A 17,703-nucleotide genomic window follows, 5' to 3' on the forward strand; every position below is an offset into this window, starting at 1 on the left:
GTGCTATTGGCGCTGATGGCGCTCCAGTTTCGCCGCTATGCCCGGTCGCAGATCTTTGCCTTCGACTTCGGCGGCTCAATCCGGGCAGCCGCGCTGGCGATGAGTGGTGACTGGCACGACCTTGGCGGCTCACTCGCCGAAGACGCGAGCGAACCGGTCGCCTTGCAGCCGCTGGCCGGGATCGATGCCGAAGAGGAACGCGCATGGGCGGCCGAATGGGTTGCCGCCATCCTGGCCCGCGAGAAGGTCGAGATCACGCCCGACGTAAAGGAGCATGTCTGGTCGGCGCTCAACAATCTGGCGTCGGCCCCCAAGTCCGAACGCACCCTCACGGGCCTATCGGTCTTGCTCCAGAGCCAAGCGCTCAAACAAGCGCTCAAGCCCTATTGCGTCGGCGGGCCTTGGGGTCGTCTGCTCGATGCCGAGACCGAGCGTGTCGCGTCAGCCGACGTGCTCGCCTTCGAAACCGAAGGCCTGATCGGCACGGGCGCCGCCGCAGCCGTGCTTGCCTACCTCTTTCACCGGATCGAACATCGTCTGGATGGTCGTCCGACGCTGTTGATCGTCGACGAAGGCTGGCTTGCCCTCGATGACGAAGGCTTTGCCAGCCAGCTCCGCGAATGGCTGAAGACGCTGCGGAAAAAGAACGCGAGCGTGATTTTCGCCACCCAATCGCTCGCCGACATCGACGGTTCGGCGATTGCGCCGGCCATTATCGAAAGCTGCCCGACGCGGCTCTTCCTGCCTAACGAGCGCGCGCTCGAGCCCCAGATCGCGACAATCTACGAACGCTTCGGACTCAACGATCGTCAGATCGAGATCCTCAGCCGCGCCACCCCGAAGCGTGACTATTACTGCCAGTCACGCCGCGGAAATCGTCTGTTCGAGCTGGGTCTGGGCGAGGTGGCGCTCGCCTTCACAGCGGCGTCCAGCAAGGGCGATCAAATCCTCATTGCTCGGCTGATGGCCGAACATGGTCCGACCGGCTTTGCCAAGGCCTGGCTTGAGGCCCGCGGCGTCGCTTGGGCGACCGACCTCATTATCACCCCGCAAAAGGAGAAACTGCCATGAAGCTTCGATTTCGTCCGGCATGGACTGCCGGTCTCGCCGCCCTGACATTGGCCACGTTGCCGATGCCATCTCAGGCCCAGATCACGGTCTGGGACCCGACCAACTATACCCAAAACGTCCTGCAGGCCGCGCGCTCGCTCCAGCAGGTCACCAACCAGATCACCTCGCTGCAAAACGAGGCGCAAAGCCTCATCAATCAGGCCCGCAATCTGGCGAGCCTGCCCTACTCCTCGTTGCAAGAACTCCAGCAGTCGGTCGCTAGGACCCAGCAACTGCTGGGGCAGGCGCAGAGCATTGCCTATGACGTGCAGCAGATCGATCGCGCTTTCCAGACCAGCTACGCGCCAGCCAGCGCCTCCAGTTCCGATCAGGCGCTCTTCGCATCGGCCCGCCAGCGTTGGCAGACATCGGTCGGCGCGCTTCAGGATGCGATGCGTGTGCAGGCCGGCGTCGTCGGCAATATCGAAACCAACCGCACGCAGATGGCGGCATTAGTGGGCTCCAGCCAGTCCGCCACCGGCGCGCTGCAGGCGACCCAAGCCGGCAATCAGCTTCTGGCGCTCCAGGCCCAGCAACTGTCCGATCTGACTGCCGCCGTCGCGGCGCAGGGGCGTGCGCAAAACCTTGAAGCGGCGCAGCGCGCGGCGGCTGCGGACCAAGGTCGCGAGCAGCTTCGCCGTTTTCTGACTCCAGGTCAGGGCTACCAGCCCACCGAGGTCACCATGTTCCACGATCGCTGAGCGGGCCGATGCGCTGGCCTGGATTGCTCGCCGACAGGCTCCAGCGACCAAAGCCTGGTCGGATCCTCGTCGTCGGCACTGTCGCGGCGGTGATCGTCGCGATCGCGGTGTGGTTCACGACGGCGGCACGCTCCGACAGGCCGGCCGAAAGAAGCCCCGCCACGACGATCGCGCGCGATCCGCTCGAAGCCGAACTGGTCCGCTGCAACGACCTGGGTTCGCCCGCGATCGATGACCCAGGCTGCAAACGGGCGTGGTCTGAAAATCGCCGCCGGTTTCTCGGCGCCCCCAACACGCAGGCGCCAGCCGTCAACGAACATGCCGGCGCTCCGATTAGCCGACAGGAGCAACGCTGATGCAGGGCACCGGGGTCATCGACCGCTTCATCGACCGCTTCCTGGAAGTCTTTACCCGCTACATCGACAGCGGCTTTGGCTTGCTACAGGGCGAAGTCGCGTGGTTGGCCTCGACGCTGATCGTCATCGACATCACGCTCGCCGCGCTGTTTTGGGCCTGGGGTGCGGACGACGATATCCTCGCCCGCTTGGTCAAGAAGACCCTCTTCGTTGGTGCGTTCGCCTTCATCATCGGCAACTGGAACACGCTGGCCCGCATCGTCTTTGAGAGCTTTGCCGGGCTCGGGCTGAAGGCATCGGGCACAGGGCTGACGGCTGCGGAATTTCTTCGCCCCGGTCGCGTTGCCCAAGTTGGCTTCGATGCCGGCAGGCCCATCCTGGAGTCCATCTCCGGGCTGATGGGCTACATCAGCTTCTTCGAGAATTTCATCCAGATCGTCGTCCTGCTGCTGGCCTGGGCAATCGTGCTGCTGTCTTTCTTCATCCTCGCCATCCAGCTCTTCATCAGCTTGATCGAGTTCAAGCTCGCGACCTTATGCGGCTTCGTGCTCGTGCCCTTTGGCCTGTTCATTCACGCAAGGTTTTCAGGCCCAGCCCACAATCGAAGACGCGATGGCGCTGGTGCTTGCTGCGCTGTCGCTGCTCGGCCTTGGCATTTTTGGCCCCTCGATCGCCAATGGCATCGTCTCGGGCGGACCGCAGCTTGGCGCCGGGGCAGCCGTTGGCACTGGACTGGCTGCCGGCGGCGCGCTCCTTGCTGGCGCAGCCGGCGCGCGCATGGCGGGCGGTGCGGCGATGGCGGCCGTGCGGGGCGGAGCCAGTGTCGCTGGCGGCGCTTCGACGGCCTATCAACTTGGAAGCGCCGCCAAAGGGGGCAGCGTTGCGGGCGGACTATCCGGCGTCGCGCAAGCCGGGGCTTCCGCAGCGGCCTCGCCGCTCCGCAGAGCAGCCGCTGAGATGGGGCAGCGCTACCAAGCCGGTGGCCGGGCGGCGTTCGAAGCCATGGGCGGCAAAGTCACCGGAGGGACCGACGCCAGCCCGGCCAACGATGCGGGCTCCGCCTCCGGGGAGCCCGCCTGGGCCAAATCGATGCGTCGACGCCAATCAGCCGCGCACGGCATCCAGACCGCCATCCATGCCGTCCGTGCCGGCGATGGAGGCGGCGCAGGCTCTTCTGTCAGCATTCGAGAGGGTGAATGATGTTCTTCAAACGACCGTCCAGCCGTTACGGCCGGACGCCCGAACCCGAGACCCCTTATCAACGTGCCGCTCAGGCTTGGGATGACCGCATCGGGTCTGCGCGCATCCAGGCTCGCAACTGGCGACTGATGGCGTTCGGCTCGCTATTCCTGTCTGCCGGCCTGTCCGCTGCCGTCGTTTGGCAAGCCATGTCTGGAACGGTCGTGCCGTGGGTCGTGCAGGTTGACCGGCTCGGGCAAGCCCAAGCGATCTCGCCAGCAGAGACCGGCTATCGGCCGACCGATCCTCAGATCGCTTGGCATCTCGCCCGCTTTATCGAGGAAACCCGCTCAATCCCGGCGGACCCGATCGTGCTGCGCCAGAACTGGCTACGCGCCTACGACTATACGACCGACCAAGGCGCGCTGGCGCTTAACGACTATGCCCGGGTCAACGACCCGTTTGCCAAGGTCGGCCGGGAACAGGTCGCGGTCGATGTCTCCAGTGTCATCCGAGCGTCACCGGGGAGCTTTCGCGTTGCTTGGGTCGAGCGGCGATACGTCGATGGGGCGCTCGCGGCCACCGAGCGCTGGACGGCCATCCTGACCATCACAATCCAAACCCCTCGTGACGTCGAGCGCCTGCGCAAGAATCCGCTCGGTGTGTACGTCCATGCCCTCAATTGGTCGAAGGAGCTCGGCTGATGCGACTGATCCCCGTTACAACCATCATGCTTGCGTCGGTATCGCTCGCGGCCTGTTCGCATACCTGGAAGCCGCCGGAGATCACCTATGATCCTATCGCGGCCCCGCAGCCGGCGACGCCCGAGGTCGAGCCGCCCAAGTCGGTCGAAATCGTGCAGATTCCGACGCCCTTGCCTCTGCCAGGCCAACTCCAACGCATTCCACCGCCCCCCTCGCAGACACCGGAGCCGGCCGACCCGCGCGCACGGGTGGAAGCCGCCAATGGCGCGGCCCGCATTCAGCCAAGCCGGTCCGGCTATTTCAACGCGGTTCAGGTCTATCCCTATTCGGATGGCGCGCTGTACCAAGTGTACACAGCGCCGGGGCAGGTGACCGACATCGCCCTCGAAGCGGGTGAGCAACTGGTCGGCACAGGACCTGTGGCCGCCGGCGACACGGTGCGCTGGATCATCGGTGATACGGAAAGCGGCAGCGGTCCGACCCGAAGGATCCATATCCTCGTCAAGCCGACGCGCGCCGATCTTCAGACCAACTTGGTGATCAATACCGATCGCCGGACGTATCATCTCGAACTGCGGGCGGCCGAGCGCACCTACATGGCCAGTGTTTCCTGGTCTTATCCGCAAGACCAGCTCATCGCCCTACGCCGCCAGAACTCACAAGCGCAGGCCGCGGAGACGGCAGCGACCTCGCCGTTGCCGGCGCTGGAGTTGCTGAACTTTCGCTACCGGATCGAAGGCGACAACCCGGCTTGGCGACCGGTTAGGGCCTTCGACGACGGGCGGCAGGTCTTCATCGAGTTTCCAACTGGCATTGCGCAGGGAGAGATGCCCCCGCTCTGGATCATCGGCGCACAGGGCAATGCCGAACTGGTGAACTACCGTGTGCGCGGCCGCTACATGGTCGTTGACCGTCTCTTTGGCGGCGCTGAGCTTCGCCTGGGCGGAGACCGCCAACGGCGCGTCCGTATCGTTCGCATTGACGCGAGGCCGGCATCGTGACCGGCCCCGTTCCTGAGCAAACGCCGGACGATCCTCCTCGGCCGGAGCGCGAAATCGCCGCTGAGCTGCGTCTTCGGCCCGACCGGCCCAAGGTCGTCCGCCTGTCGCGAAAAGTGCTCGGCCTCATCGCGGGCGTTTCCGCCGTCGCCATCGGCGGATCATTGATATGGGCGCTGCAATCCAGCCGACCGACAACGACCGCCGAACTTTATAACACCGACAACAGGACCACGGCCGACGGCCTGTCGCGGCTGCCTACATCCTATGCCGGGGTGCCTCGTGAAGTGCCGCCGCTCGGGCCGCCGCTCCCCGGCGATCTCGGACGCCCCATGCTCAACAACGGCATCCAGCCCGGTCCTATCCCGGGCGCTCCGGCACCCGCGACCGCGCCGGATCCGGAAGCCCAGCGCGTTGCGCAGGAGCGTCAGCGCATCGCTCAAGAACGCGAGGCCGCTCGCGCCAGTCGACTGTTCGCGGGGGAATCCCGCACGCCCGGCAGCGGTCCCTCAGCCGCTGGGCTCGAGATGCCGGGAGCGGCGTCGCCCCAACTCGGCGCCCTCGCGGCCGGAACCGGTCAACCGACACCGCCGCCAAGCGAAGGCGATCGGAGGTCGGCATTCTTGGGCGGTCCCGCTGACAGGCGCACGATCAGTACCGAAACGCTTCAGGCCCCGGCGAGTCCCTATACCGTGCAAGCGGGCGCTGTGATTGCCGCAGCGATGGTGACGGGCCTGCGCTCGGACCTGCCCGGCCAGATCACCGCACAAGTCACCGAGAATGTCTATGATGGCCCCACCGGGCGCATCTTGACATCGGCCAGATAGTCGCTGACGGTCTGGGAGCCGCCGGAACGCTCAAAGCTGGCGATGGCGTCCAGCGTCCGGGTGATGTTGCCACTCAGCGCGCGAAGCGTTAGCCGAAACGCTTCGACCGAACTTTCAAGCCGCTTCAGCAGATTTGTCGTCATGAGCGCCTGCAAGCTGCGCTCGCGATCGGCCTGACGCAGCTTACCCCGCCCACCTTCCACCTGGGTGTCGTAGATCTCTTCGTATTTCCGCAAGCGGCTCGGCAGGATGTAGCCGATGGGTGCGTACACCGCGAGCTTCAGCACCGAGAGGCGACCGAAAATGTCGTTGAGCCCCAGCACGTCGGGACGATGGGTAATCGGGCATTGATATGACAGCGGTTTACGCCGCTGCGGGAACTTGCCGATGTCCTTGGTGTCGTAAAAAGTCTCGATATGCTTGCGCGACCGGGCAATCGTCACTGCATCGAGCAGCTCGAAGAAATCAAAATCCAGCGCCTTGAGGATTGTAGCCGCCGTGCGTTCTTCGGCCGGCAGATCGGTCCAGGCATTGAACGCCTTCTGGGCACGGCGGAAAATCTCCTCGACCCCCGTCTTCGCCTTCAAATTTCGGCTCAGGCTCTCGGACTCCCCCTCATAAGCAAGGGCGAGCTGGTTGCGCAAATCATTGAAGCGATTGTTGACCGGCGTTGCCGACAGCATGAGAACCTTGGTCTTCACGCCATCGCGGATCACCTTGTTCATCAACTTCTGATAGCGGGTCTCCCGGTCCTTATAGACGTCGTTGTTCCGGAAATTATGCGACTCGTCGATGACGACCAGATCATAATTGCCCCAGTTGACCCGGTTCAGTGGAATGCCGAACGATTCTCCTGACGTGCGCGACAGGTCGGTATGGCAAAGGACGTCGTAGTTGAGCCGGTCCTTGGCAAAAATGTTAGTCTTGAGGTTGGTGTTGTAGTTACGCCAGTTGTCCGCCAGCTTCTTGGGGCACAGCACCAGGACGGATCTATTGCGCAGCTCGTAGTATTTTATGACCGCCAATGCGGTGAAGGTTTTGCCCAGACCGACACTATCGGCAAGAATGCAGCCATTGTGCGTTTCCAGCTTGTTGATGATGCCCGTTACCGCATCCCGCTGGTAGTTGAACAGCTTGTTCCAGACCTGGCTGTCCTTGTAACCCGTCAGATCATTGGGCAACGCATCTTGATCGAGGTCCTCCAGAAAATCCTGAAAGATGTTGTACAGGATCTGAAAATACAGGCGTTCCGGCGAGTTTTCCTGGTAGACGGACTCGATATGGTCGCAGATCGCCGCCGTGACATCCTTCACCTTTTCGGCGTCATTCCATATTTGGTTGAAGAGCTGGAGGTAGACATCCGTGTGGCTGGGATCGTCGACACGAGTCACCAGATTCGATACCGCGCTGCCCTTCTGGTAGCCGAGATCAACGGCAGTAAAGCCACTGATCGGCATGTATGCGGCCCCACCAGCATCAGCCGCAACATGCACGAACTGCTGCATGGCTGCATTAGTCGAATTCGACTTGAAGCGAGCCTTCTTGCGTATCCAGTCCGCGCATTCCCGCGCGACGGCGCGCTGCGTCAGCTTGTTGCGCAACTGGATCTCGAATTCCGTCCCGTAGAGGCCGCTCTCGCCACCGGACTTCGGGATGAAAAATTCACGCCGTTCCTTGCGAAGGCGGTCGGTCACATCGGTCGGGACGAATGTCGGAGACGTGAAAATGAATTGCAGGCTTTCCACCTTGGCAAGCTCTGACTTCAGGGCTTCGAACGCATAAATCGAGAAGCAGGATGCGGCGATTTTTAACCGCGCTCCCCGACTAATAGTGCTCTTCAGATCATCTCCGAGGAGCTGTGATGTGTTATCAATAATTTTCATCTCAGCCCCGCTCCTCAAACGAACGTTTCGCTGGATGTTGCGCAAGCTCGTTTGCCCGCTCCCCCGCACTGGAATCCGTACTGCCGGTGTTCGCAAGAGCCGCACAGCGACCAGCGACCAGCGCGATCACCTTATCCTGCGTTGATCGCGCCACTTCGGTTTCGACAGCGAATGCAGGTAGCCTCAAGGTCCTGGTGAAATCTGCGACGCGGCGCGTCAGATCGGCAATCGCCGCTTCCGCCTCACCGACCGTCAAACCGATCGTGCGGGCCAGGGATATGAAGTCCTGACGCGTTAACCGGTCATCCTTGCCGTTGAGCTTGAGCGCCATGCGATCGCCGCTCAAACCCGGGAAGACACGCGTCGTGACCGCATCGTACAGCGGCGCAAAGCGGACCGAGGTAAAGCCCTTCGCGCCAGCGTCTGCGATCTTGAGCATAGCGAGGTTTTTGAGGTGCATATCGCCATCGGCGATGAGCCAGGCGAACACGGCCCGGCGGAACAGGATATCGAGATCGCTGGCCGGATCGGTCGAAAGCGGCCTCAGCCCGCGGGCCATCCGCTCGATCGTTCCGTCGTACTTAGCGGAAGCGGGAACGTCCAGAATGGAGCAGAAATCCTCCATCACCAGACGCCGCTGATCCGCAGGTCCGCGTCGAATATCGAACCGCTCGACGACCAGTGCGGGCGACATGCCATCGGGCATTTCCAGCAGCGCGGCATCAGGCACAGCAAACCCGGCAGAGCGCCCCAGCTCTAAGCAGATCCATTCGACTATCGGCAACATTTCGAAGCCCGCCGCGCCGGCAGGTTTGAGAATATGAGTGAACGGCTCGTCAATGGCTGGGACCAGAGTGCCGTCAGACATCAGGCTCATCGGTGCCTTGATCTGGACGCCCGACAAGCGAGGGGTTTCGGCCCGAGCGAACATGCGCGCCAGATTGTGCTCGAAGGTCTCCTCAATCTCGCCCCGGGCCGGACCGGCGTAGCGGCCCGTGAAGCGGCCGTGGTCGACGAACGCGGCGAGCGGAGTGGTTAGACAGTCGGCGGCCAAAGCCGCCAGTTCAACTCTGTTCTCGACGATAACGATGTTGGACATGTAGCGCCGCCCACGCCGGAGGGCCTCTCGGTCGTCGCGCTCATGGAGCACCTGGGCCAACCAGCCTTCGGGCAACAACGACTCGATAAAGGCCGGCAGCTTACCCGGTGTGGTTTCCCGCACGATGGTCGGCCCGGTGCGCTTTTGCGGCCTCCATCGCCATTCGAAACCATCATGGGTCAGGCGACCGAGTGGATCGCCATGCCAGGCAACAAGTAGGTTGAGCGCGGCTTTGTTAACGGGTGCCTTGCCAGCACCGGGCTGCGCCAACAGAAAACGTTCTGCACCTTCCCCCTCGCGATACCATTCATTTTCACGGGCCAGCGCCCAAACTGCATCTGCGGCCGCCTGAGCATTGCCATATTCATCAATCAGGCGCGCGGCCATTTGGGTACGCATCTCCGCAGTCACAGCACTGGCGTGTTCGCTGCGTAGGCGAAAAGCTTCCAGAAAGCGCTGGCGCGGTGACGAGGCATCGACGCGCAGCTCGCCCAGATCGTCGCCGATTACGGCAATCGCGATCGAAGGATTTGCAGGTGCCTCGTTTTGAATGATTTCAAGCGTCCGTAGTCTGGTGCGCTGGTTACGGCGGCCACTGATAAACAGTCGGCCGTCTGGAGTTGGAGCGAGCAAAACTGCGCTCGCCGACGACAAATAGGCAGTTGGATAAAGATAGTGCGCAATCCGCACAGCATGATCTAGAATCGCTTCTTCGATGTCCGCGTCTTGGTCGACATATACGCCACGCACGACCTGGATCAGCTCGCCACCCTGAGCGCGCTGGTGGGCGCGTCGAGCGTCGATCGTCTCCCCCACAAGCTGGATCGCCATTGGATTTTCCCGCATCTCAGATGCGCGTTAATCCCATCACCCAAACCGTTTTGCAAGCATTATCGCGCATCTGAGATGCGCGATAATCCGGCGCACTCAACCTCTGCGTCCTGGTTTCATGCGACCAAGCCATCCGACGCGTAAGGTCCGAGAGGATTTCTTAGCCGGGCAGAATGCGATCAGAATGCCGATTGAATGCCGTGATTTTTGCAGTTGGTAGGGGCAGTACGCGCTTATAGATCTCTGAACACAAAAACGCCTTTTCCGCCTCAATTTCAGCTTCACGGACGTCGATCCACCATGCTCGCGGTTGCGCGTTGTCGTCGCCGTTCCATCGATACCCGCGCAGCTTCAGCACATCTTTCGATTCGAACGGGGAGTTCTCAGCCCAGCACCTGAGCGTGGTGCCGCGCGCCGAGGCAAGGAGTGCAGCCAGCGCGCGCATCCCGGTAACCGGCAGTGGGCGGGAGAGAAGTTCAATGGCCGCATGACAATCGTTCAGGGCGCGGTGTCGATCGTAGTAGAAGCCGCTGCTCAACGCGAGGTACGCCAGCTTGCTACTTTCAAAGCCCTCGCCGGCCCAACCCACCTCGCTCATCGAACACGCCCACGGGTTTTCCGCCAGTGCCGGACAGAACCGCTCCAGGAATCGGCGATCGAAAGGTGCGTTGTGTGCGATTACCAAGTTGCCGTCGGCGAACGCGGCAACGTCTGCCGGAACGATCGACTTTCCAGCAACCATCGCGCTATCGATGCCGGTCAGCTTCGTCACCTCGGCGGAGATGGGCCGAGATGGCTGCCTTAGCGCGCTAAAGGAATCGCCGATGCCAACAATCTCGTCATTGGCCGAATAGAAGAAAGGAACCATCGCCAACTCGATGATCTCGTCCTTGCTGGGATCCAGACCGGTCGTCTCGACGTCCACAAGCACCGCGCGGCGCGCGCCAGTGGGCACCTCCCGCATGGGCTCAATCGGATGCAATCGGCGCAGCACCCGGAAATTCCCCTGCGCTTCGAGCGCGGCGATCATCTCGTCCGGGGTCGGGCTAGTCATCTTCGATCGCCGGGTCGACAACCGGCATAAGCGGCAGAACCGAAGGCCGTCCCGCTTCATGAAACCACAGATCGACGATCTTCGCGTCGTCGCTTGCCGGAAGCGGGTCGGCACGCCGCACTCTGAAGGTGGTAGGCAAGTTGACCGAGTTTCCGAACACCAAGGCGTGCTGTTTCGGCAGCGACGGAAGTCGACGGAGTACGCTGTCGGAGATGAAGGGGGTCATCTGCCTTATCTGGGAAAGGTCGTCCGGGTTTTGAATCCGATGGACGACGAAATTCGAGCATTGCGACAGTACGGTTTTCGACAGTTCGCTGGGGCGCTGCGAAGCGACCAGCAGGAACAACCCATATTTGCGGCCTTCCTTCGAGATGCGCTCGAAGATCCGGCTAGCATCGACAGCGTGGCGGGAGGGCGTGGATGCGACGTAGCGATGCGCCTCCTCGAGCAAAAGGTGCACGGGAAAGCGGTTGCGGGGATCGGCTTGCCGGAGAAGCCGGAAGATCATACGCGCGATCACCGCGCTGACCAGCTCGACAACCTCATCCTCGACCGCGTTCATGTCGAGAATGATAATCTGTGCGCGTTTGGTATGGCCTCCCTCAATCGCGCCCAAGCCCAATAGACTCGCGAGAAAGGTCTGGCGGTCACCCGCCGCCGCGGCCTCGTGCCGCAGAAATCGGTAGTCTCCACGCTCCTCCAGGGCCTTGAACCGCGTCACCATCTGCGCGCAGTAGTCGCGTATCTGGCGATTTCCGTGCGCTTCCTCATACAACAGGGCGAGATCAATAGCGTCGCCTAGGGCGGAGAAGTCGAACGGCGATCCATCATAATCGGGGAGCTTCAGGTCGGGAATGATGAAGCCGGCGTGTTGGTTGCCTCCCGCCAGATATTGGTAGGCCCCCTCGATCCCCGGCATGTTGCCGAAGTTGACGGCGATCATGGCACCGATCTGGGCGGTGTTGATCTCGGCTGTGTTGAACCGCTGGAGAATGCCGCGAATGCGCGTCTGCTTGGCCCCTGGCTGGGTATCATCACTGAGGATTTGCGTGATGCAAGTGGCCAGCATGTGGTTGCGGATGTCGTTCAACTGACCAGCGGCTGCACCCCCGAACAGCGTCGCGAGTCCCAGCGCCATGCGGAGGATAGGCACCTGGGTGCGCTCGCTGGCCTGGAGCAGGAGCTCCCATTCCGACAAATCCAGGAACCAGTGCGGCAGGCGGAATCGCTCCGCGGCCGCCGAACCGTCGAGGATAAGGCGCTCAACGCCAATATCGGCGCTCTCCGGGAGTTTCTCGAACGCCCGGCTGTACTCGCCGTTAACGTCGAGGACGACGAACGTCGCTCCGCGCGCGTGGTGTTCATCGGGCTTTTCGAACAGCGCCTGGAGGATAGAGGCTACCGTGCACGATTTTCCGCTGCCGGTGTTGCCGAGAACGGCGACATGGCCACCGAAGAAGTCGTCGATCCGGACCTTGACCTCATAGTCCTCGAAGATGACCGACTGGCCAATCCCCAGGTTGCGATAGCGCGTCGCGCCCGCCGGCACGCAATCTGCGCCGTCGTGTCCAAGCGCGGGTACCGCATCAGTCTCGGTGTCGAAGATGCGGTCGAGCTCGCTGTCGAGGGCATACAGCGCGTCCGCGTAAAGCGATGGGAAGATCGAGACGCCGAACCGGAATTTCTTGTCATCCTCGGCTGGCAGCATTCCCACGGGAACGACGTCGAGGTATTTGGCCGAGTTCGCTTTATCGAGTTGCCCATCGCCCGCGCCACTACCGGACACGTCCCGCTCGCGCAGGCCCACGACCTCGGCAACCACGTACTCGGACTGCGCGGGGATCATGAGGAACGAGCCAAGTCGGGCGACGTAGTGAAGGTCATCGAAACCGACCACGGTAAAATTGTCGGTCCCGCCAAGCATCTCGATGACGAAACGGTCTGCCGCCACCGATGTGACCTTGCCGATCGCCCGACGGCGATCGTCAGAGCTCATCCTCGCCCCCGGTCTTCGTCCGGCCGAGGTTCTCGAGCACAAGCTTCACGGCATCGTCGATCCGCTCCGCGGGCCTCTGGGGCAGGAAGTGCTCGACCACGGTGTCGAAGTAGTGCGCCCGCGTGCCGTCGGTCGGTCCGTCTCCCCCGATGATCCAGATGCGCGGATCGTTTAGCTTACGGAGCTTCGCGATCTCCCCTCCCGAGTCAGGATCGGCAAAGATGATCAGGCGGAAGGTCGGGATCGTGAGGGCCTGATAAATGATGTTGTTGAGATGTTCGTCACCGAAGGCGAAGCCGGCTGTGATGAGGACGCTCTGCTCCCGAACGACCCTCGACTGGAATTCGCGGAACAGGTCGGCATAGGGCGACCCGAGACTCGAATTTTGCTTGGCAGGAGTGGGGTAGATCATAACCTTCCTGGGCGCATCTTGCGGCCAAAGCTCTCGCACCGGGAAGAGACCGTGGTCGTCCTCCGTCCAACTGATCGAGCCATGGAGTTTGCACAAATAGACGAAGCCATCGACGGCGGACCACTTCCGGTTCGACAGGTCCAGCTGTTCCGCGAGGGCGTAGCGGAAGGTTGCCGGGTTGAAGCGGCGCTCCACCACCCCCGAGAAGCCGTTGGCATACGGAAGGCCGAGGCGGTCCATCGCGCGCTCGTTGAAGAGGTCGTAGTTGGTCGTGAACACCCAGGGTCGCGGCAGCGACCGGTCGCGCAGCACGAGTTTGCGGTAGAACGACTCGTACAGCTCGAGCACGGCGCCGTCGCCATGTGCAAAAGCGCCGCCAGTGCAACGCTCCCACAAGAAGTCCTGGACCTTCTTTATGATGGCTTCAACCTTCGTTCTGCTGACTTCGTGCTCGGGCTTGTCGCTGCGCGAGAACACGAACCGAAGGCTGTGCAGCAGCTCCATCAGGCGTTCCAGGTTGCGCGCGTATTCCGTGCCAGCGAGCTTCGCGCCCAGCTTGGCCAGGTAGTCCAAGTCGTCCTTGTCGAGAGCCCAAGCGGGCGGGACGATGAGGTTTAGGTCGTCATCGAGTTCGCCGGTCGGATGACTGCAGAACTCCTTCGCCAGCGGTGCCATCGTCGAAATGCCGCGTTCCTTGCCATCGGCCATAAGCGATGAGCAGCCAGCGCCCAGCAAGAATGCGACGTTGCGGGCGTTGAGCGCCTCGCCTACCGCCTTTCGAACCTGTTCCTGACCCTGACCCCATACCAACGGCGGCGTCGGATTATCGCCGGAGCGGATGAAGTTGAACTGGCGGACGGGCTCCCCGTCACCCTCAACCGGCACAGGTAACACCAATCCACCGACGCCCTATAACATTGAACAAAAATGCCATTACCGATGCCCCCACAGCAGCATCTTAGTCGAGTGCGCTCGCGAATCCAGCGCGCTGAATGCCGATCTTCTTCGGGTGATCAGTTGTTCAATGGCGACTATGACGTGCCGGGAATGGTCATAAGAGCTGTGCTTGAACCATCCGATTTGTACGCCAGGGCCGCCGCGAGCCCTACGCCGGTGCGTTCGCTCTTTTCATGTCGGGTCTATCGGCTCCAATCGGCATCAGACGCCAATCTCGTTGGAGTAGAGTTATGTCGATGAAATCTGAGGCCCTCAAAAAGCGGATGATCCGCCGCCATGAGCTTCGGCAGATCGTACCGCTGGCCGACACCACCATCTATGAGATGGAACAGCGCGGGGAATTTCCTCGTCGCTTCGCGCTCACTCCGCGCTGTGTGGTGTGGGATCTGGCCGAGGTCGAAGCTTGGCTGACCGAGCGCCTGGCGACAGCCCGGCGATCGCCAATCGACCGGGCGCCGCATCCCGATGTACGCAAGCGCAAGGCGCGTCCCGTCAAAGCGCCGGATCAGGCGCGAGCATAGGCATCGAGGGCGGAATCAGGACCGGTACGCGCTTCTGCCCCGCCACCCAGGCATCGATGATATCAGACCATTCCTGCATCATATGCCGCCGCTGATGCTCGTACTCCGCCTTGTTGTAGACGCCGCGCGAGGACCGCCCATCTTCATGGGCCAGGCACTTTTCGATCCAGTCACTATTGAACCCCAATTCGTTGAGCAGGGTCGATCCAGTCCGGCGCAAGTCATGTACCGTGAACGGCTCCAGCGGTAAGCCTTCCTTCTGCGCGCGCTCCACGACGGCGTAGGTGACGCGATTGAAGGTCGCCCGGGACATCGGCGCATCCGCATCATACCGAGACGGCAGAAGGTAGCGCGAGTTGCCCGCGCAAGTCTTCAACGCGATCATGATGTCGAGGCATTGCTGCGAGAGATAGACGTTATGCGCCTTGGATCGCTTCATGCGCTCCTTGGGGATCGTCCACACGGCGTTCTCGAAGTCCACCTCGTCCCAGACCGCATCCTGCAGCTCGCTCTTGCGCACCATTGTCAGCAGGAAGAGGCGCATCCCGAGTCGGATCGTTGGCAGCGTCGCCACATGGTCGAGCTGCTTGAGCATCACGCGAATTTCCGTCGGCGACAGCGACCGGTCCTTTGGAACGAACGTCGCGATCGAGGAGGGGCCGACATCGTCGGCCGGATTGGCGACCTTCTCGCCGTGCAAGATCGCAAACCCGTAGATCTGCTTGAGTATGTCGCGGACATGGATCGCAGTCGCCGGAGCGCCGCGATCAACGATCTTGCCGCAGTGGGCGCGCAGGTCATCCGGCGTGATCTCTGTCAGCAGCCGATTCTTCCAGACTGGCAGAAGCTCTCGTTCGAAGATCGAACGCCGCATCGCGCGGGTGCTGTCGGCCATCGGCGCCTTCACCAACCAGCGCTCACCAAACTCACCGAAGCTCTTGGCCTCCTTGATCCGGCGTTTGTCGCGTTGCTTTTCCTGGGCCGGGGACCTGCCTTCGAAGACTGCACGTTTAGCATCGATCGTTGCTTCACGGGCTCGAGCCAGGGACAAACCGGAGGGACCGTACTTCCCCAGCGTCAGCGTCTCGCGTCGCCCATGCAGCCGGTAGTCCAGCCGAAACGTCAGCGTCCCGGAGGTTGAGACCTGAACATAAAGGCCGTCACGGTCAGTGACCTTGTATGCTTTTTCGCGTGGTTTCAGGTTCTTAAGGGCAACATCGGTGAGCATACCGACCTCCTCTACGCAAAATACCGTCAGGCGATTTTCGGCTATTTTCGCCGACATTATCGCTTGATTTACAATGGCTTAGTGCGGCAAAAATACCGTCACTGGCTTCAATACCTCTGACGGTATCGCTGGATTGGGCCAAGTGCAAGTTTGCCGGATACCGTCACGCATGACGCTAGGGCCAACCGCTGCTCCGCGATTGACCTCGATAGATAACGTGAGATAATCTTTTTATTTCAATGCTTTGACGGAGCATTGCCGATTGATCGCGATAGCGCATCGAACGGGTAAATGTCAGCCGTCATGCCATCGGTGCTGGTGACGGCGCGCAGGGCGCAGACGCAGTCATAAGTGCGGAAATCGCCCATCACGCCCACGGTTTTGACCGGTAGCAGCACAGCGAAGGCCTGCCAGATCGCATCATAAAGGCCTGCGTTGCGGATTTCTTCAAGGTAGATTGCGTCGGCCTTGCGCAGGATGTCGCAGCGTTCCTTGGTCACTTCGCCGGGGATGCGGATGGCAAGGCCGGGGCCGGGGAAGGGGTGGCGGCCCACGAACACATCGGGCAGGCCCAGTTCGCGGCCCAGTGCGCGCACTTCATCCTTGAACAGTTCGCGCAAGGGTTCAACCAGCTTCATGTTCATGCGTTCGGGCAGGCCGCCCACATTGTGGTGGCTCTTGATCGTCACCGATGGCCCGCCGGTGAAGCTGACCGATTCGATAACGTCGGGATAAAGCGTGCCTTGCGCGAGGAAGTCCGCGCCGCCCACCTGACGGGCTTCAGCCTCGAACACATCGATAAACGTCTTGCCGATGAACTTGCGCTTGGCTTCGGGATCGGTCACCCCGGCCAGCCCGCCAAGGAACAGGGGCGAGACGTCCTTGTGCACCAGCGGGATGTTGTAATGGTTGCGGAAAAGGCTGACGACCTGCTCGGCCTCGCCCATGCGCATCAATCCGTGATCGACGAACACGCACGTCAACTGGTCACCGATCGCTTCATGGATCAGCACGGCGGCCACCGCCGAATCAACCCCGCCCGAAAGCCCGCAGATCACGCGGCTGGAACCCACCTGTTCGCGGATTTCGGCGATCTTGGTTTTGCGGAATTCCGCCATCGTCCATCCGCCGGTGCAGCCGCAGACGTGGCGCACGAAATTGGCGATCAGCTTGCCGCCATCGGGCGTGTGGACCACTTCGGGATGGAACTGGGTGCCGTAATACTTCTTTTCATCGTTTGCGATGACTGCAAACGGCGCGCCGTCCGAGACGGCAACGATGCGGAAGCCGGGTGCAAATTGCGTCACCTTGTCGCCATGGCTCATCCACACCTGATGGCGTTCACCCACTGACCACAGCCCGTCAAACAGCACGCACGGTTCGGTGACGGTGAGGAAAGCGCGGCCAAATTCGCCCGAATCGCCCGGCTCCACTTTGCCGCCAAGCTGCTCGCTCATCACTTGCTGGCCATAACAGATGCCCAGAATCGGCAATCCGCTGTCAAACAGCACTTGCGGTGCACGCGGGGAACCGTCGGCTGGCACGCTGGCGGGCGATCCGGAAAGGATGATACCGGTCGGCTTCATCCGGTGGAACGCGGCCTCGGCCTGCGTATAAGGCGCGATTTCGGAATAGACCCCCGCTTCGCGTACGCGCCGCGCGATCAGCTGGGTAACCTGGCTGCCGAAGTCGACAATAAGGATCGATTCTGAAGGTTGAATGCTCATGGCGTGCCGATACGGACTAGGGCGGTTTCTGTCCAGACAGGTGCGCAAATGTGACAATTGCGTTACATGCAACTGCATGTGCCTCGTTCGCACTTGCAGCATACGTCATTCGGCGTATTT

Annotated in this window: 12 protein-coding genes and 3 pseudogenes; 8 read left to right on the top strand and 7 right to left on the bottom strand. The window is 61.7% G+C overall.

Annotated elements, in window-relative coordinates; translation table 11 throughout:
• The 7 genes and pseudogenes from B7Y89_RS16285 to B7Y89_RS16315 form a co-directional block, all read left to right on the top strand.
• Positions 1–1,071: pseudogene (locus B7Y89_RS16285) on the top strand (conjugal transfer protein TrbE); the annotation flags it as partial.
• Positions 1,068–1,811, top strand: a complete 744-nt coding sequence (gene trbJ, locus B7Y89_RS16290) for a P-type conjugative transfer protein TrbJ (RefSeq protein WP_292939983.1) — start codon at positions 1,068–1,070, stop codon at positions 1,809–1,811. The pseudogene B7Y89_RS16285 and the gene trbJ, both read left to right, overlap by 4 nt.
• An 8-nt stretch (positions 1,812–1,819) precedes the next feature.
• Positions 1,820–2,167 (top strand): putative entry exclusion protein TrbK-alt, encoded by a 348-nt coding sequence (gene trbK-alt, locus B7Y89_RS16295; protein WP_011157781.1) that lies wholly within the window; start codon positions 1,820–1,822, stop codon positions 2,165–2,167.
• Positions 2,167–3,367, top strand: a pseudogene (gene trbL, locus B7Y89_RS16300) (P-type conjugative transfer protein TrbL). The gene trbK-alt and the pseudogene trbL overlap by 1 nt, the downstream one beginning before the upstream one ends.
• On the top strand, positions 3,364–4,050 hold the full coding sequence (gene trbF / locus B7Y89_RS16305) for a conjugal transfer protein TrbF (protein WP_011157779.1): 687 nt from the start codon (positions 3,364–3,366) through the stop codon (positions 4,048–4,050). The pseudogene trbL and the gene trbF overlap by 4 nt, the downstream one beginning before the upstream one ends.
• Positions 4,050–5,051 carry a P-type conjugative transfer protein TrbG gene (gene trbG, locus B7Y89_RS16310; protein ID WP_292939990.1) on the top strand — a complete coding sequence of 334 codons (1,002 nt, stop codon included), beginning with the start codon at positions 4,050–4,052 and terminating at the stop codon, positions 5,049–5,051. Before trbF ends, trbG begins: the two co-directional genes overlap by 1 nt.
• Positions 5,048–5,875, top strand: a complete 828-nt coding sequence (locus tag B7Y89_RS16315; RefSeq protein ID WP_292939993.1) for a TrbI/VirB10 family protein — start codon at positions 5,048–5,050, stop codon at positions 5,873–5,875. The genes trbG and B7Y89_RS16315 overlap by 4 nt, the downstream gene beginning before the upstream one ends.
• Here the strand turns inward: B7Y89_RS16315 and B7Y89_RS16320 are convergent.
• The 5 genes from B7Y89_RS16320 to B7Y89_RS16340 all read right to left on the bottom strand — a co-directional run bounded on the left by B7Y89_RS16320 (position 5,833) and on the right by B7Y89_RS16340 (position 14,044).
• The gene (locus B7Y89_RS16320) at positions 5,833–7,758 is read right to left on the bottom strand and encodes an SNF2-related protein (protein WP_292939996.1); all 1,926 of its coding nucleotides are present in this window, start codon (positions 7,756–7,758) and stop codon (positions 5,833–5,835) included. The genes B7Y89_RS16315 and B7Y89_RS16320 overlap by 43 nt on opposite strands.
• A 1-nt stretch (position 7,759) precedes the next feature.
• The gene (locus tag B7Y89_RS16325; RefSeq protein ID WP_292939999.1) at positions 7,760–9,688 is read right to left on the bottom strand and encodes a HipA domain-containing protein; all 1,929 of its coding nucleotides are present in this window, start codon (positions 9,686–9,688) and stop codon (positions 7,760–7,762) included.
• Between the two features lie 160 nt (positions 9,689–9,848).
• Entirely contained in the window at positions 9,849–10,742 is an 894-nt protein-coding gene (locus B7Y89_RS16330; RefSeq protein WP_292940002.1) for a 3'-5' exonuclease, read from the bottom strand.
• On the bottom strand, positions 10,735–12,738 hold the full coding sequence (locus tag B7Y89_RS16335; RefSeq protein WP_292940005.1) for an ATP-binding protein: 2,004 nt from the start codon (positions 12,736–12,738) through the stop codon (positions 10,735–10,737). The genes B7Y89_RS16330 and B7Y89_RS16335 overlap by 8 nt, the downstream gene beginning before the upstream one ends.
• Complete coding sequence (locus B7Y89_RS16340) at positions 12,728–14,044, bottom strand: SIR2 family protein (RefSeq protein WP_292940101.1); 1,317 nt, start codon at positions 14,042–14,044, stop codon at positions 12,728–12,730. Before B7Y89_RS16340 ends, B7Y89_RS16335 begins: the two co-directional genes overlap by 11 nt.
• A gap of 293 nt (positions 14,045–14,337) precedes the next feature.
• Between B7Y89_RS16340 and B7Y89_RS16345 the strand changes: the two genes are divergently transcribed.
• Positions 14,338–14,628, top strand: coding sequence for an AlpA family phage regulatory protein (locus B7Y89_RS16345; protein ID WP_292940008.1), 291 nt, complete (start codon positions 14,338–14,340; stop codon positions 14,626–14,628).
• Here the strand turns inward: B7Y89_RS16345 and B7Y89_RS16350 are convergent.
• Together B7Y89_RS16350 and guaA are read right to left on the bottom strand one after the other, a co-directional pair.
• Complete coding sequence (locus tag B7Y89_RS16350) at positions 14,600–15,856, bottom strand: tyrosine-type recombinase/integrase (RefSeq protein WP_292940104.1); 1,257 nt, start codon at positions 15,854–15,856, stop codon at positions 14,600–14,602. The two genes, B7Y89_RS16345 and B7Y89_RS16350, sit on opposite strands and share 29 nt — an antisense overlap.
• 266 nt (positions 15,857–16,122) lie before the next feature.
• Positions 16,123–17,583: pseudogene (gene guaA, locus B7Y89_RS16355) on the bottom strand (glutamine-hydrolyzing GMP synthase); the annotation flags it as partial.
• Positions 17,584–17,703 lie beyond the last annotated feature (120 nt).

The sequence above is a fragment of the Novosphingobium sp. 32-60-15 genome (assembly GCF_002280675.1).
In the GTDB taxonomy this organism is placed as follows: domain Bacteria; phylum Pseudomonadota; class Alphaproteobacteria; order Sphingomonadales; family Sphingomonadaceae; genus Novosphingobium.

Excerpts from the sequence above, each read along its gene's own strand:
- trbJ (WP_292939983.1), top strand. The coding sequence starts at position 1,068 with ATGAAGCTTCGATTTCGTCCGGCATGGACTGCCGGTCTCGCCGCCCTG.
- trbK-alt (WP_011157781.1), top strand. The coding sequence starts at position 1,820 with ATGCGCTGGCCTGGATTGCTCGCCGACAGGCTCCAGCGACCAAAGCCT.
- trbF (WP_011157779.1), top strand. The coding sequence starts at position 3,364 with ATGATGTTCTTCAAACGACCGTCCAGCCGTTACGGCCGGACGCCCGAA.
- trbG (WP_292939990.1), top strand. The coding sequence starts at position 4,050 with ATGCGACTGATCCCCGTTACAACCATCATGCTTGCGTCGGTATCGCTC.
- B7Y89_RS16320 (WP_292939996.1), bottom strand. The coding sequence starts at position 7,758 with ATGAAAATTATTGATAACACATCACAGCTCCTCGGAGATGATCTGAAG.
- B7Y89_RS16325 (WP_292939999.1), bottom strand. The coding sequence starts at position 9,688 with ATGGCGATCCAGCTTGTGGGGGAGACGATCGACGCTCGACGCGCCCAC.
- B7Y89_RS16330 (WP_292940002.1), bottom strand. The coding sequence starts at position 10,742 with ATGACTAGCCCGACCCCGGACGAGATGATCGCCGCGCTCGAAGCGCAG.
- B7Y89_RS16335 (WP_292940005.1), bottom strand. The coding sequence starts at position 12,738 with ATGAGCTCTGACGATCGCCGTCGGGCGATCGGCAAGGTCACATCGGTG.
- B7Y89_RS16345 (WP_292940008.1), top strand. The coding sequence starts at position 14,338 with ATGTCGATGAAATCTGAGGCCCTCAAAAAGCGGATGATCCGCCGCCAT.
- B7Y89_RS16350 (WP_292940104.1), bottom strand. The coding sequence starts at position 15,856 with ATGCTCACCGATGTTGCCCTTAAGAACCTGAAACCACGCGAAAAAGCA.